The sequence below is a fragment of the Paracidovorax avenae ATCC 19860 genome (assembly GCF_000176855.2).
In the GTDB taxonomy this organism is placed as follows: Bacteria; Pseudomonadota; Gammaproteobacteria; order Burkholderiales; family Burkholderiaceae_C; genus Paracidovorax; species Paracidovorax avenae.
Genome location: NC_015138.1, coordinates 5,039,544 through 5,053,530, shown reverse-complemented (window position 1 = coordinate 5,053,530; position 13,987 = coordinate 5,039,544). Strand labels below are relative to the sequence as shown.

Sequence of the window (13,987 nt, the reverse complement as noted above, 5' to 3'; positions counted from 1 at the left end):
AGCGCGCTGTCACACTTTGATGTCAGGCGCTGGTCGTGGCCAAGCACTCGCATTTCTCCCTGGACCGTTTCGGTCTTTTTTAAATTATCTATTAGTTACAAATTCTAATGGAGCGAGAAACGCGAGAACGTCCTCGTTCTCACTGATAAGACTGTCAACCGAGCGGTTTCACAGGCGGCGGCTCGGCGCGGCCTCGGGAGATCGTGAGCGGGCCACACGCCTCCGATCAAAAGAGATTGGCAGCCTCCAAGAGGAATTTCTCTGCCTGTCCCCGCATTCCTCTCGCGATCGGGTCCCAGATGCGCTCGGGAAAGCTCCGGGGCAGCCGCGCTTCCACGGACTCTAGGGCCTGACCGACGCCACCAACCAGGCCCTGCATCGCCTCCCAGATTGGAGGGCCGCCGTTTTTCATGGCGAGGGCATGCCAGTGCCGGGCCCGTATGGTGTGGATCTCGTAGTGCGTGTTTTTCGAGCGCAGCGCCATGGCCAGGCGCACATCGCGCAAATGCAGTTGTCCGCGTTTCCTGCCCACGTAGGGCCATACGGACAGCACGTCGTACAGGGGCGCCATGTCGTAGGCATTGCCCTGGCGCAGGAAGATCGAAAAGTTCTTCGCATGGCCGTCGGGCGCTGCCATGAGCCAGAAGGTCAGCTGGGCCAACTGGAAAGCCATGCGGTCCGTGTCCGCATCAGCGCTTCCGGCCAGCAGCGTGAGGCCCGTCGCGACGGACGGCCCGCCATCGCTTTCGTACTTCAAATGTGAGGGCAGGCCCAGCGCCTGGCAGAAGTCTTCCTGGGGGAGCCGGGCGATCCACTGGCCGCCGTCCATCCATTCGCGGTCGAAGCGCTCCACGATCAGGGCTTTCTGGTCGCCGAACGTGGCCATTTCGGTGCGCGCCATGGGCAGGCCGAGCGCCTGGATGATCTGCGCGCACAGCCATTCGTTTTCGACAGAGTCGAACATGTCCACCTGGGTGGTGTTGGCAATCACGCCGAGCGGGAGCTTGAAGATGTGGGTGCTCGGGGTGGCGCCGACGGGGCTGCACCACTGGCCGTTGACCTGCACGAAGGCGGTCTTTTCCTGGGCTCCGGCCAGGGAAATACGGAAGGGCCGAGCTTCATTGGCATGCCGCGCGAGCGGGTCATCGGGCACTGCGCGGAGCGCTGCCGCGACCTGTTCGTCGGTCAGCGGCTCACCTGCCACACGGTTCCACCCGTCCGGGGTCGTTCCTTCCGGAAGCAACTGCACGGCGCCAACGCAGTCACGGCCGATGGCCTCCAGCAAGGTGAACGCATCGCGTGTTCTGGTCTTGAATCGCCGGGCGATGCGCTCGCGGATCCGTTCGTTGTCAGGCAGGAGGTTGTCGAAGTAGTTCGCGACGACCTCTCCCCTGATGTCCAGGGTGCGGGTGAGGGGCAGCGACAGGGACAGCGGACGTGACTTTCCGGACTCCAGCCATGAGGGGGCATACGAAAAGCTGTGGGCGCCCCGGTGGACCCGCCAGGTGCCGACGAATTCGCCATTCATCCACGCATTGAGCGCGACCATTACCAGGAGCCCTTCTTGGGTCGAATGACGAAGTTGCGCATGAATGTCGGGGTGACATCGGCCAAAGGCTGTTTGCGCCACTGGCCCGCCGGTGGAATGTTGACCGGCGATTGCCTGGCCGGCCTGCGGGGCTTGTTTGCAGGAGCCGTGTGGGGCTGGGGGAGGGTGTCCGGCTGGTCTGCGATCACTTCGGGGGTGCCATCCCGCACCACCAGGGAGGCACGCAACGCCGAGAGCACCTTCATCAACTGATCGACGCTCACGGCGCCGGGGTTGCCTTCGATCTCGGCGATGCGGGCCTGCCCCACGCCCAGCATCTGTCCGAGCGCGGCCTGGGTGAGGCCGCGGGCCTTCCGGAGTGCGCGCAGGTGCTCACGGAGTTGGCTGGTCAGGTGGAGGGGGTAGTCCATGGTCATCTCTATCGGTAAAAGCCAATATATCTGTCAAAGCCAGTTTTATCAAGATATTGGTTTTGGTACATGAATGGAGAATATTGGGGATAGCCAATTATTCTGGAGTTGCACGAACGCTTCATCGCGGAGCTGGGGATCAAGTGATCGTCCGAGGTGTGTGTGCCCGCAGTTCAGGACATGCATGCACCGACGGTTCAGGGCTTTCAATCCGGCGAGCCGTCCCGGCCGTGCTCCCTGCGCAATTCCTCCGCCCTGTGGCGTATTCCCTCCCTCTCTTCCGGCCCCACCGTCTCCAGCCGCGCCAGCTGTGCCTCCATGCGCGGCACGCCTGCCAGCAGCTCCCTGTGTCGCAGCAGGAAGTCCCAGTAGAGCGTGGTGAAGGGACAGGCCGTGTCGCCCAGGATGGCATCCGGGTCGTGGCGGCAGGTGGTGCAGGGGCCGCCCATGCGCTGGATGTACTTGCCCGTGGCGATGTAGGGCTTGCTGGCCATCAGGCCGCCGTCGGCGTATTGGGACATGCCGAGGGTGTTGGGCAGTTCCACCCACTCGACGGCATCGACATAGACCGCGAGGTACCACGCATGCACGGCCTGGGGCCGCACGCCCAGCAGCAGGGCGAAAAGGCCGGTCACCATGAGGCGCTGGATGTGGTGGGCGTAGCCGTGGTCCAGCGTCTGCCGGATGGCCTGGCGCAGGCATGCGAAGGGGGTGTCGCCGGTCCAGTACCAGGCGGGCAGGGGCGCATCGGCACCGAGCGCGTTGCGGTCCCGGTAGGACGGCATTTCGGTCCAGTAGATGCCACGCACGTATTCGCGCCAGCCCAGGATCTGGCGGATGAAGCCCTCGGCGCTGGCCAGCGGTACTTTGCCGCTTCGGTAGGCGGCTTCGGTCGCCGCGACCACCTCGCGCGGATGGATCAGCTTCAGGTTGAGCGCCGCGGACAGGTGCGAGTGGTAGAGCCAGGGCTCGCCCGGCCACATCGCGTCCTGGAAGGGGCCGAACGCCGGCAGCCGGTGGTCCACGAAGTCTGCGAGCGCATGCAGGGCCTGCGCGCGGGTGACCGGCCAGGCGAAGTCCTCCAGGAGGCCCGGGTGGTCGCCGAAGCGCCGTGAGACCGCCTGCAGTACCTCGCGGGTGAGGGCGTCGGGCTCGAACCGGCAGCGCGCTGGCACCATTCCCGGCCCTTGCGGCCCGAAGGGGCGCCGGTTGTTCTTGTCGTAGTTCCACGCACCGCCTTCGGGCCGGTCTCCGTCCATCAGGATGCCGTGGCGGCGGCGCATGGCCCGGTAGAAGGTTTCCAGGCGCAGCGGCCGTCCGCCCAGTTGGCGCCGGAAGTCGGCGAACTCGCGCACGGTGGCGAAGAAGTGGCGGTCGGGGCGGGTGTCCAGGGGCAGCCCGGCATCGGCCGCTACGGCGGACAGTGCCTTCCAGACGCGCCAGTCCCCGGGGGCGGTCATCACGAGGCGCTGCGGCCGGTGCGTGCGGATCGCCGCGCGCAACGCATCGGCCAGCGTGCGGCACGGCGCACCGTGGTGGTCGTCCAGCTGCCGGTAGTCCAGGGGGCGACCCAGTGCCCGCAGCGCCTGCGCGAAATGCCGCATGGTGGCGAGGAAGAGGGCGATGCGCGGCCGGGAGGACCAGACGTGCGTGGATTCCTCTTCCACCTCCGCCATCCAGACGAGGTCCTGCTGTGGATCGAACCCGTCGAAGGCCGCTGCGTCCGGATCGAGCTGGTCGCCCAGAACGAGCACCAGGCTGCGCACCGGCCAGGCGGGTGTCGTCATGGCGGGCGGCGGTGATTCCATGCCCGGGAATATAGGCCGCCCGGAAGCCGCAGCAGAAGCAGGGCGTTTGGGTGGCGGGTTAAGATGCCCGCAACGCTCCGGGGTGCACGCTTGTGCTGAGATCCACACCCGAGAACTTGAACCGGGTCATTCCGGCGGAAGAAGAGCTGTCACCACCATCCTCCAGCCTCCGCAGGCGCGCCGCGTGGCGTGCACGGCATGGCCGGCGTGACCTTCGGAGCATCGTTCACAGGTCACGAAGGAAGAAGCTCCATGGACAAGGTCGCTGCGCTGGTCGCGGACATCCTCGCATTCATCGCGATGGAGGAAGAAGGCGGCTGCACCGACGCACAGTTCGACACGCTGGCCCTGCGGCTGTTCGCCCACCAGTATTCCGCCAACCCCGCCTACCGCACCTTCTGCCAGCGCCGCGGCGCCACGCTGCGCAGCGTGGAGCGCTGGAGCGACATCCCCGCGGTGCCGATCGATGCCTTCAAGGCGACGGAGCTGCGCAGCGAGCCGCCGCGGCCGGACGAGCGCGTGTTCATGACCAGCGGCACGACCCGGGGCGCGGAGGCGCGCGGGCGGCATTTCCACCCGCGGCTCGATGTGTACGACCTGTCGATGGCGCGCAATTTCCAGCGGCGCTTCATGCGCGGGGCCGGTCCCATGCCGATGGGCATCCTGTTCCCCGACGAGCACCTGATGCCGAATTCCTCGCTGGCGCACTACCTGGCGCTGGCCCGGGCCGTGTTCGGCAGCCCGGTCAGCCGCCATTTCGTGGGCGCGCACGGCATGCACGTGGTGAGCCTGTGCGCGGCGCTGGAGGCCGCGGAGCGCACCGGCACGCCGTATGCGCTGCTGGGTGCGAGCTACAGCTTCGTGCACCTGATGGAGGCGCTGCATGAGAAGGGCCGCCGCTTCCAGTTGCCGCCGGGCAGCCGCGTGCTGGACACGGGCGGCTACAAGGGCCAGTCGCGCGAGGTGCCGCCGGAGGATTTCTACGCCGGGCTGTCGTACACGCTGGGCGTGCCGCGCGAGCTGTGCATCAACATGTACGGCATGACGGAACTGAGCACGCAGTTCTACGACGACGGCAATGCCGTGGTGCCCTCGGTCAAGTCCGGGCCGCACTGGATCCGGTCGCGGCTGGTGGACCCGGCCACGGGCCGCGACGTGCCGGCCGGCGAGCGCGGCATCCTCGTGCATTGCGACCTGGCCAACTACAACTCCGTGACTACCATCCTGACCGAGGACGTGGGCGAGTGGGCCGAGGGCGGCTTCCTGCTGCTGGGCCGGGCCGAGGGCGCGCAGGCCAAGGGCTGTTCGCTGGCGGTGCAGGACTTCATGCGGGCCACCGGGAAATGACACCCGGGGCGGCCACGACCGGCATGGCCGTGCAGCGGGTGCGGGCGGGCTACCTGCCCGGCATCGACCCGCAGGACGTGGCCTGGCAGGTGCTTCCCTTCGCCCAGGGCGACGTCCGGCTGGAGGTGGAAGTACCCGTGCTCACGCCCGCGCAGATGGACGCGCTGGCCCGCCGCGTGCGCGAGGCCGCTGCCCGCCATCTGCAGCCCATGGCGGTGGAGCAGGTCATCGGCGTGATCGACCGGGCCATCGCCCGCCTGCTGGACCGCGGCGATCCGTTGCGGCGGCAGGCCGAGGCGCTGCTGCCGCTGGTGAGCGGGTACGACGCGGAGATGGTGCGGCTGGGGCTCACGGGATTTTTCAAGACCTTCCGCGCGCCGCAGCTGCGCCGCTTCGTGGCAGAGGATTTTGCCAACCCGCTGGTGCTCGACGGCTTCCAGCCTGCGCCGAAGGGCGGCGCGGTGCGCGCCTTCGGGCCGGGCCTGCTGGTGCACAGCTGGGCGGGCAATGTGCCCGCGCTGGCGCTCTGGAGCTTCGTGTGCGGCCTGCTGGTGAAAGCGGGCAGCATCGGCAAGCTGCCCAGCGCCGAGCCGCTGTTCGCGGGCTGGTTCGCGCAGTTGCTGGCCGAGGTACATCCGCCGCTGGCCGGCTGCTTCGCCGTGGTGTGGTGGAAGGGCGCGGGCGGCGACGACGCGGCGGCGCTCTATGGCCAGGCCGACACGGTGCTGGCCTATGGGGGCAACGATGCTCTGCATGCCATCCAGCAGCGGCTGCCCGTCACCACGCGCTTCCTGCCGCACGGGCACAAGCTGGGCTTCGGCGTCGTCTCGGCGGCCGCGCTCGATGCGCTGGAGGCCCCGGCCGTGGCGCGCCGGGCCGCGTGGGACGTGATGCGCTACGACCAGCAGGGCTGCTATTCGCCGCATGTGTTCTACGTGCAGCGCGGCGGCGCCGTGTCGCCGCGCGCCTTCGCGGGCTACCTGGCGGGCGAACTGGCGCAGTTGCACCGGCGCTTTCCGCGCAGGACGCTGGATGTGGAGGAGTCCGCCGCCGTGGCGGACTGGCGGCAGGCGCTGGAATGGCGCGGCCTCTCGGCGGCCGGCGGTGCCGTGGCCGACGAGCTCATCGGCACGCCCGACGACCCCTGGAGCGTGGCCTATCGCGACGCCCCGCAGCCGCTCGCGCCCACGGCGCTGCAGCGCAGCGTGCAGGTGGTGGCCGTGGATGCGCTGGAAGACGTGCCGCAGGCCATCGCCGGCCACGGGCCCTTGCTGCAGACGGCCGGCATCGCGGCCACCCCGGGAGAGCTGCGGCACCTGGCGGCGCTGCTGGGAGCGGCGGGCGTCACGCGCATCGCCGCCATCGGCGCGATGAGCGTGCCCGAGGCCGGCTGGCACCACGACGGCCGTTTCAACCTGCTGGACCTGGTGCGCATGGTGGAGATCGAGCAATCCGCCGAAAGTGCGGCAGAAGCGTTCGCGCCGTATGTCGACTGAGCCGACCGAGACCGCTGCAATGGCCGGTGCCGGGCAGGGAGGCGGCGATGCCTTTCTCGCCATCGAGCAGGCCGTGTTCGCCTACCCCGGGCGCGCGCCGGTGGTGGACGGCGTGAGCTGGCGCATCGCCGCAGGCGAGGTGCATTGCCTGGTGGGCCGCAGCGGCTGCGGCAAGACCACGCTGCTGCAACTGGCCGCGGGCCTGCTGCGCCCGCAGTCGGGCCATGTGCGCATGCAGGGCCGCGATGTGTCCGCGCCCGGGCCGCAACTGGGCTTCATGTTCCAGGCGCCCACGCTGCTCGAATGGCGCAGCGCCATCGACAACGTGTTGCTGCCCGTGTCGCTGCAGCGCCGGCCCCAGGCGGCCGACGTGGAGCGCGCACAGGCGCTGCTGGACCAGCTGGGGCTGGGCGCGCATGCGCGGCACCATCCGCGCCAGCTCTCGGGCGGCCAGCAGAGCCGCGTGGCGCTGGCGCGTGCGCTGGTGCTGGAGCCCGCGCTGCTGCTGCTCGACGAGCCTTTCGCGGCGCTGGACGCCATCACCCGCGCCGAGCTGCAGGACGACCTGCTGCGCACCTGCCGGCAGCGCGGCACCACCGTGCTGTTCGTGACGCACGACATCACCGAGGCCGTCTATCTGGGCGACCGCATCGCCGTGCTGCACGCGGGCCGCGTGGCGGACGACATCCGCATCGACCTACCCGCGCCGCGCACCCAGGCCATGCGGCACGACGCGCCTTTCAACCGCCTGTGCGCGCGCGTGCGCGCCGGCCTGGACGGGGTGGGCGCATGAGTGCATACCGCGGGCAGGGCGCGCCTTCGTCTGCCTGGCCGTACCGCGCCCTGGGCGCCGTGCTGCTGCTGGCGCTGCTGGGCGCGTGGGAATGGGTGGCCCGGCATTCGGGCCTCTCGGCGCTGGTGCTGCCCGCGCCCTCCGCCATCGCGGCATCGCTGTGGCAGGGGCTGCGCACGGGCTATTTCGTGCCCCATGTGCGGGCCACGCTGGCGGCGCTGCTGCTGGGGCTGGCGGGCGGTGGCCTGGCGGGCCTGGCGATCGGTATCGCGCTGGCCGAATCGCCGCTGCTGGAGCGCGTGCTGCGGCCCTATGTGGTGGTCAGCCAGGTGGTGCCCAAGCTGGCACTGGCGCCGCTGTTCGTGCTGTGGTTCGGCTTCGGCATTCCGTCCACCGCGCTCATCACCGGGCTGATCTGCTTCTTCCCGCTGATGGAGAACACCTTTACCGGGCTGCGGCAGGCGGATGCGCAGCGCCTGCAGCTCTTTCGCATGCTTGGGGCCACGCGCGCGCAGACGCTGCTGCGCCTGAAGTTGCCACTGGCGCTGCCGGCCATCCTCGCGGGCCTGCGGATGGCGGTGGTGCTGGCCCTGGTGGGTGCCGTGGTGGGTGAGTTCCTCGGCGCCAGCCAGGGCCTGGGCGCGGTGGTGATCGCCGCACAGGGAATGATGGATACGTCCCTGATGTTCGCGGCGCTGGTGCTCATCGCGGGCATCGGGCTGCTGCTCTACCAGGCCACGCTGTGGCTGGAGTGCTGGCTGCTGCGGCCCTATGCCGACCGTTCCTGAACGTTCTTTTCCCTTTCTCTTTTTCGACGACATGCAACGACCTGAATTCCTCTCGCGCCGCACGCTGCTGGCGGCGTCCGCAGGCCTCGCGGCCACGCGCTGGGCGGGCGCCGCCACGCCGTCCGCACCTGCCCTGGGCAAGATCACCGTCGCGGGCTGGAGCAAGCCCATCAGCGAGATCACCAACCTGCTGGCCGAGCCCGAGAAGGGTTTTTTCAAGGCGCGCGGCGTGGAGCTGGGCTACCTGCCCGGCGCGGGCGGCGGCGATGCGCTGCGCAACACGCTGAGCGGGCAGGGCGACGTGGCCTTCACCGATCCGGGCTCGTTCTTCATGGCGCTGGACAAGGGCGAGAAGCTCACCGCCATCTACGACATCTACCCGCAGAATGTGTTCAACGTGGTGTCGCTGCAGTCCTCGGGCATCCGCACGCCGGCGGACCTGAAGGGCAAGCGCATCGGCGTCTACAGCCTCTCCAGCGGCACGCGGCAGAACCTGCTGGTGCTGCTGCACCAGGCGGGGCTGAAGGAGTCGGACGTGACCATCGTGGTCACCGGCCTGCTCAACTTCGCGCCGCTGCTGCAGGGCCAGGTCGATGCCACGGCGGCCACCGACACGGGCCTGGCCGTGGGTCGCCGCAAGGGCCTGGGCGCCGTGAACGTGATGCAGGTGCGGGACTACCTGAATGTTTCCAGCGACCTTTTCGTGGTGCGCAGCGAGGTGCTGCCGCAGAAGAAGGCGCTGCTGCGCGCCTTCCTGCAGGGCTACCGCGACAGCGCCGCGTGGATGATGGCCCGGCCCGAAGAGGCCGCTGCGCTGGCCGTGAAGGTCGCGATCGACGGCACGCAGCAGGATGCGAACCTGGAGGTGATCCGCCTGCGCAACGCCTCCGCCCAGCCCTCTGTGCCGGGGCAGCCGCTGGGCGCGTTCAACCTCGCATCGCTGCAGAAAGCGGCCGATGCCTACCGCGCGTTGGGCCTGGTGCAGAACGGCATCCGCGTGGCCGACGTGGTGGACGCCAGCCTGCTGCCCGCGGCGTGACCCGCCAGGCCTTGAGGAGTGAGGAGCACGCCATGAAGTTCAAGGGCCAGGTCGTTCTGGTGACGGGCGCGAGCCGGGGCATCGGCGCGGCCATCGCGCGCGCTTTTGCGCAGGAGGGCGCCACGGTGGCGATCAACCACCTGTCCAACGACGCGGCGGCGGCCGAGACGGTGGCGGCCTGCCGCGCTGCCGGCGGCGATGCCTGGGCCATCAAGGCCGACGTGGGCGACGCCGATGCGGTGCGCGCCATGGTGGATGCGGTGGTGCTGGATGCCGGCCGCATCGACGTGGTGGTCAACAACGCCTTCCGGCCCTATGCCTTCGATGCACGGCGCCGCGCGCTGTTCGACGGCCTGCAGTGGAGCGACTACCAGGCCCAGTTCGACGGCGCCGTGGGGGGGGCCTTCAACGTCTGCCAGGCGGTGCTGCCGCACCTGCGCCAGCGCGCGCGGGGCAGCATCGTGAACATCGCCACCAACCTGGTCGAAAACCCGGTAGTGCCGTACCACGACTACACCACGGCCAAGGCCGCGCTGGTGGCCTTCAGCCGCAACCTGGCGGCCGAACTGGGCCCCGTGGGCATCCGCGTCAATTGCGTGGCACCGGGGCTGGTCTATCCCACGCAGGCGAGCCAGTCCACGCCCGAGGCGCTGCGCGACGCGATCACCGCCGCCACGCCGCTGCGGCGCATCGCCCGGCCCGAGGACGTGGCGGGGCCGGTGCTGTTCCTGGCCTCGGAGTGGAGCGGCTTCATGACCGGGCAGGTGCTGTTCGTCGATGGCGGATTGGTGATGAGGTGACGGCGCGCTGAAGGACCGGGCCCAATTCGCGGCGCCGGCCTACATGGCATGCCGTGCTTCGGGCGCGGCGTTTGCGGATAGTCGGGGCATGTCCGAGAAACTGCTCTTCCTGCTGCAGCGGCTGGTGCGCAAGACCTGGCTGCGCTGCGCGCTGTTCGCGCTGGCGGCCGTTGCGGCCGTCATGCTGGCCACCTGGCTGGGCCCCTGGATTCCCGATGGCGTGGCGCTCCAGCTGGGCTCCGACGCGCTCGACAGCCTGCTGAACATCCTCGCGTCCAGCATGCTCACGGTGTCGATCTTCTCGGCCAGCACCATGGTGGCGGCGTTCTCGGCCGTGGCCAACAGCGCCACGCCGCGCGCATCGCAACTGCTGATCGAGGACTCCACCGTGCAGAACACCCTGGCCGTGTTCATCGGCGCCTTCCTCTACGGCGTGGTCGCGCTGGTGGGGCTGCACGTCCACTTCTATGGCGACGGCGGGCGGCTGGTGCTGTTCGGTTTCACGCTGCTGATCCTGCTGGGCGTGGTGGTGGTGCTGCTGCGCTGGATCGACTATCTCTCGGTACTGGGCCGGCTGGGCGAAACCATCCGGCGCCTGGAGGACGCCACCCGCAAGGCCATCGACCAGCGCCTGGCCAGGCCCTTCCTGGGCGGGCGCCCCCAGCGGCCGGGCGAGCGCGGCGCCCATGCCGTGCGCAGCGACGCGACCGGCTTCGTGCAGCACGTGGCCATGGACCTGCTGCAGGCCCGGGCCGAGGCGCTGGACGGCCACCTGCACCTGCACGTGCTGCCGGGCGCATTCGTGGCGCCCGACACCGTGCTGGTCAGCAGCGACCGGTCCATCGACGATGCGGCGCGTGCGGCCATCCTCAAGGCGGTGCTGATCGGCCACGGCCGCAGCTTTGACCACGATCCGCGCTACGGCTTCGTGGTGATGGGCGAGGTGGCGGCGCGGGCCATGTCGGCCTCCATCAACGACCCCGGCACCGCGATGGACGTGATGGGCGCGGGCGTGCGCACGCTGGCCCACTGGGCGCACCGCCAGCAGGCGGCCGACCGCGAGGCCGATGCCGCCGCAGTCGAGGCGCCGGCCTGCGACCGCGTGAGCGCGCCCGCGCTGCGCGAGGCCGGCATGGTGGAGGACGTGTTCGAGCCGCTGGCGCGCTACGCAGCCGCGTCGGTGGAGGTGGGCGTGGCACTGCAGCGCGCGCTGCATTCTGTGGGCGCGTTGCACTGCGCGCTGCGCGAGCCGAGCGAGCGCCTGTCGGCCTATGCGCTGGAGCGCGCCGCCCATGCCGGCCTGTGCGGCAGCGACATGGCGGCGCTGCAAAACGCCGCGCGGGGGACGCGCAGGTGATTTGAAGTCGCGGGCGCTTTCGCTACAGTGCCGGCATGGCTTCTTTCTCGCGTTCATTGCCCCTGGCGGGCGCCACCAATTTCCGTGACCTGGGCGGCTATGCCGGGCAGGACGGGCGCCCGGTGCGCTGGCGCCGGCTGTTCCGCTCCGACCACCTGGCGTGGCTCACCGGGCAGGATGCCGAGACGCTGGCGCCGCTGGGGCTGTCGCGCGCGATCGACTTCCGCGGCGAGGCCGAGAGCGCCGCGCTGGCCTACGTCCTGCCCGGCGTGGCCTACCACCCGCTGCCGATCGAGCCGACCGTGGTGCAGCGCGCCAAGGACATGGCGCTGGCCAACCGGCAGATCACGCCCGCCATCGCCGTCGAGCTGATGCAGGACACGTACCGCGCCTTCGTATCCGACAACGCGGAGCAGTTCGCCGCGCTGTTCGGGCACCTGCTGCAGAGCGACGCACCGCTGGTCTTCCACTGCACCGCGGGCAAGGACCGGACGGGCTTCGCCGCGGCGCTGATCCTGCTCGCGCTCGGCGTGCCGCGCGACGTGGTGATGCAGGACTACCTGCTCACCAACAGCCTCTACCAGCCGCCGGCCCATTTCACGGGCACCGCGCCGGCGGAGGTGATGAATGTGCTCTGGCGCGTGCAGGAGGAGTTCCTGCATGCCGCGCTGGATGCGGTGGACCGGGACCATGGCGGGCTCGACCGTTACCTGGCGGCGCGCCTGGGCGTCGGCCCCGCGGAGCGGGCGCGGCTGGCGCAGATGTACCTGGACCCGGCGGGCGGGTGATCGCTGCGGCGGCCCCATGAAAAAAGCCGGCATGCGCCGGCTTTTTTCATGCTCGGGGAGCGCGGTCTCAGACCGTGGCGTCCTTGAGCTTCTTCAGCGCGCGGGTCTTGATCTTGACCGATGCGGGCTTGGCGGGGAACCAGCGCTCTTCGCCCGTGAACGGGTCCTTGCCGAAGCGCTTCTTCTTGGCGGGCACTTGCTGCAGGCCGATCTTCATCAGGCCGGGCAGCGTGAATTCGCCGGAGCCCTTCTTGTGCACCGAACCCAGGATCGTGGCTTCCAGCGCGGCCATCACGGCCTTGGCGGCCTTCGGCTCCACGCCGGCCTGCTCGGCCAGGTGCGCGATCAGCGAGGTCTTGGTGAACGTGGCCTTCAGGGGCTTGAGCGCTGCGGGCGCGGCCTTCGCGGCAGGTGCTGCCTTGGGGGCAGCGGCCTTCTTCGCGGGAGCAGCCTTCTTCGCGGGTGCCGCGGCCTTCTTCACCGCGGGAGCGGCCGCCTTCTTTGCCGGGGCGGATGCGGCTTTCTTTGCAGTTGCCATGGTTGGTTTTCTCGTGTTGACGTATTGAGGATTCCAGACGGGCTGGTCGGCGGATTCTATGGCGTTTGCCCGCCTGTGGCGCGGGTTGCACGCGCTTTTGCGGCTGCAAGGTGCGCGCAGCCTCGCATCCGGAGCCTTCGGACACGTGTGCGGCGCGTGCGAAAAGCCTGTAATGGTTGCGTGGATGCAGGGGCTGGCCGCGTTGGTGGAGCCGCGCAATCGCGTTAAGCTGCCACCCACGGCGCCGGTGCCCCGGCGCAACGCAGCGGTATGTTCCGCCCCACGCAAGGAGCCCAGGCCATGAGCAGCAACGACAGCAATTCCGCCGGCAGCGACACCTCCCCCTTCGGTTTCGGGCGGTTCGTGCCGGGCTTCGATTTCCTGCAGAACCTCGCCAAGGGCGCTGCGGCGGGCATGCCGCAGATGCCGCCGCTCTCGGGCTGGGTAGCGCCCACGATCAGCGTGGAAGAGCTGGAAAAACGCATCAGCGAACTGAAGGCGGTGCAGTTCTGGCTGGACCAGAATTCCCGCGCGCTCACGGCGACCGTGCAGGCACTGGAAGTGCAGAAGATGACGCTGTCCACGCTGCAGGGCATGAACGTGGCGATGGGCGACATCGCGAAGGCGTTCACGCCGCAGGCGGCGCCGTCCTCGCAAGGGCCCGCGCCTGCGGCGCCACGCCCCGATCCCTTCGCACGGGCACCCCGTGCCGCGCCGCCCGAGCCGGCACCCGCTCCGGAGCCGGCCGCACAGGCTCCGGCGGCATCGGGACACGAGTCTGCCGGCGACACCGGCACCGAACCGCCTGCCGCCGCGCCGGGCGTGGTGGACCCGATGCAATGGTGGTCCGCGCTCACGGGCCAGTTCCAGCAGATCGCCGCCAATGCGATGAGCGATGTCTCCAAGCTGCCCGCGATGGACGCCACGCGCGGCATGGCGGCGGAGGCGCTCAAGACGGCCACCGACATGGCGACGCAGTTCGCCGCGCAAGGCATGCAGGGCATGCAGGATGCCGCGCGCCAGGCTACGGAGGCCGGCACCGCGGGCACGCGCGCCGCAGGCAAGGGCCAGGACGGCGGCGGGGCGGCCCGCAGTGCGAAGCGCCCGCCTTCCGCGGCGGCCCCTGCGCCGCGCGCCGCCGCCAGGGCCTCTTCCACGAAGGCCTCTCCCGCGAAGGCCCCGGCAGGGGCGCTGCCTGCGGGCGCACGCCGCACCGCCAGTCCCCAGCCCGGGCCGAAGGGCCGTTCCTGACGGGCGCGGCCGCCATCTGCGAC

The 13,987-nt window shown here is 69.8% G+C and carries 13 protein-coding genes; 9 read left to right on the top strand and 4 right to left on the bottom strand.

All coding sequences use genetic code 11. The annotated features are described in order from the left end of the window. Positions 1-226 precede the first annotated feature (226 nt). From ACAV_RS21950 to ACAV_RS21940, 3 genes are all read right to left on the bottom strand, one after another. Positions 227-1,549, bottom strand: a complete 1,323-nt coding sequence (locus ACAV_RS21950) for a type II toxin-antitoxin system HipA family toxin (protein WP_013596774.1) — start codon at positions 1,547-1,549, stop codon at positions 227-229. Further along, positions 1,549-1,959 (bottom strand): helix-turn-helix domain-containing protein, encoded by a 411-nt coding sequence (locus ACAV_RS21945; protein WP_013596773.1) that lies wholly within the window; start codon positions 1,957-1,959, stop codon positions 1,549-1,551. The genes ACAV_RS21950 and ACAV_RS21945 overlap by 1 nt, the downstream gene beginning before the upstream one ends. A 206-nt stretch (positions 1,960-2,165) precedes the next feature. Further along, positions 2,166-3,746: a cryptochrome/photolyase family protein gene (locus ACAV_RS21940; RefSeq protein ID WP_013596772.1), complete on the bottom strand. Its 1,581-nt coding sequence runs from the start codon at positions 3,744-3,746 to the stop codon at positions 2,166-2,168. Positions 3,747-4,019: 273 nt separating this feature from the next. On the opposite strand from ACAV_RS21940, the gene ACAV_RS21935 reads away from it, so the two are divergent. From ACAV_RS21935 to ACAV_RS21900, 8 genes are all read left to right on the top strand, one after another. Next, complete coding sequence (locus ACAV_RS21935; RefSeq protein WP_013596771.1) at positions 4,020-5,114, top strand: LuxE/PaaK family acyltransferase; 1,095 nt, start codon at positions 4,020-4,022, stop codon at positions 5,112-5,114. Positions 5,115-5,137: 23 nt separating this feature from the next. Continuing rightward, on the top strand, positions 5,138-6,610 hold the full coding sequence (locus tag ACAV_RS21930; RefSeq protein ID WP_041829426.1) for an acyl-CoA reductase: 1,473 nt from the start codon (positions 5,138-5,140) through the stop codon (positions 6,608-6,610). Positions 6,611-6,629: 19 nt separating this feature from the next. Beyond that, positions 6,630-7,403, top strand: coding sequence for an ABC transporter ATP-binding protein (locus ACAV_RS21925; RefSeq protein ID WP_013596769.1), 774 nt, complete (start codon positions 6,630-6,632; stop codon positions 7,401-7,403). After that, positions 7,400-8,191 carry an ABC transporter permease gene (locus tag ACAV_RS21920; protein WP_013596768.1) on the top strand — a complete coding sequence of 264 codons (792 nt, stop codon included), beginning with the start codon at positions 7,400-7,402 and terminating at the stop codon, positions 8,189-8,191. Before ACAV_RS21925 ends, ACAV_RS21920 begins: the two co-directional genes overlap by 4 nt. A gap of 31 nt (positions 8,192-8,222) precedes the next feature. Beyond that, positions 8,223-9,230 (top strand): ABC transporter substrate-binding protein, encoded by a 1,008-nt coding sequence (locus ACAV_RS21915; protein WP_013596767.1) that lies wholly within the window; start codon positions 8,223-8,225, stop codon positions 9,228-9,230. A gap of 32 nt (positions 9,231-9,262) precedes the next feature. Then, complete coding sequence (locus ACAV_RS21910; protein WP_013596766.1) at positions 9,263-10,030, top strand: 3-oxoacyl-ACP reductase; 768 nt, start codon at positions 9,263-9,265, stop codon at positions 10,028-10,030. A gap of 88 nt (positions 10,031-10,118) precedes the next feature. Continuing rightward, complete coding sequence (locus ACAV_RS21905; RefSeq protein ID WP_013596765.1) at positions 10,119-11,387, top strand: DUF2254 domain-containing protein; 1,269 nt, start codon at positions 10,119-10,121, stop codon at positions 11,385-11,387. A gap of 35 nt (positions 11,388-11,422) precedes the next feature. Next, the gene (locus ACAV_RS21900) at positions 11,423-12,175 is read left to right on the top strand and encodes a tyrosine-protein phosphatase (protein WP_013596764.1); all 753 of its coding nucleotides are present in this window, start codon (positions 11,423-11,425) and stop codon (positions 12,173-12,175) included. A 67-nt stretch (positions 12,176-12,242) separates the two neighbouring features. Here the strand turns inward: ACAV_RS21900 and ACAV_RS21895 are convergent, their stop codons facing one another. Beyond that, positions 12,243-12,713 (bottom strand): HU family DNA-binding protein, encoded by a 471-nt coding sequence (locus ACAV_RS21895; protein ID WP_013596763.1) that lies wholly within the window; start codon positions 12,711-12,713, stop codon positions 12,243-12,245. A gap of 300 nt (positions 12,714-13,013) precedes the next feature. Here ACAV_RS21895 and ACAV_RS21890 point away from each other — a divergent pair, with 300 nt between their 5' ends. After that, positions 13,014-13,964 carry a PhaM family polyhydroxyalkanoate granule multifunctional regulatory protein gene (locus ACAV_RS21890; RefSeq protein ID WP_013596762.1) on the top strand — a complete coding sequence of 317 codons (951 nt, stop codon included), beginning with the start codon at positions 13,014-13,016 and terminating at the stop codon, positions 13,962-13,964. Positions 13,965-13,987: the final 23 nt, after the last annotated feature.